The sequence below is a fragment of the Porphyromonas sp. HMSC077F02 genome, from assembly GCF_001815465.1.
GTDB classification, from domain to species: domain Bacteria; phylum Bacteroidota; class Bacteroidia; order Bacteroidales; family Porphyromonadaceae; genus Porphyromonas_A; species Porphyromonas_A somerae.
In genome coordinates this window covers 1-202 of the sequence record NZ_KV820634.1, presented here as the reverse complement: position 1 = coordinate 202, position 202 = coordinate 1, and the positions used below count along the sequence as shown (strand labels likewise).

General features: G+C 45.5%; 1 pseudogene. It reads left to right on the top strand.

The annotated features are described in order from the left end of the window. Nucleotides 1-202: pseudogene (locus HMPREF3027_RS09655) on the top strand (IS5/IS1182 family transposase); the annotation flags it as partial.

The following is a 202-nucleotide window of genomic DNA, read 5'->3' as shown; positions in this document are numbered from 1 at the left end:
CCCGATCACAGCACCATTTGCCGTTTTCGCAATGCGATTGTAGAGAAAGACTTGTGGGATAAACTTTTGAGCCTTCTCAATAAGCAGCTACAACGCCATGGAATTATGAAGATTGAGACGGGAGCATTGGTTGATGCAAGTATAGTTGATAGTCCATATGCCCCCGATGGTTCTGTCAAGATAGAAGTCGCCGAGGATAGAG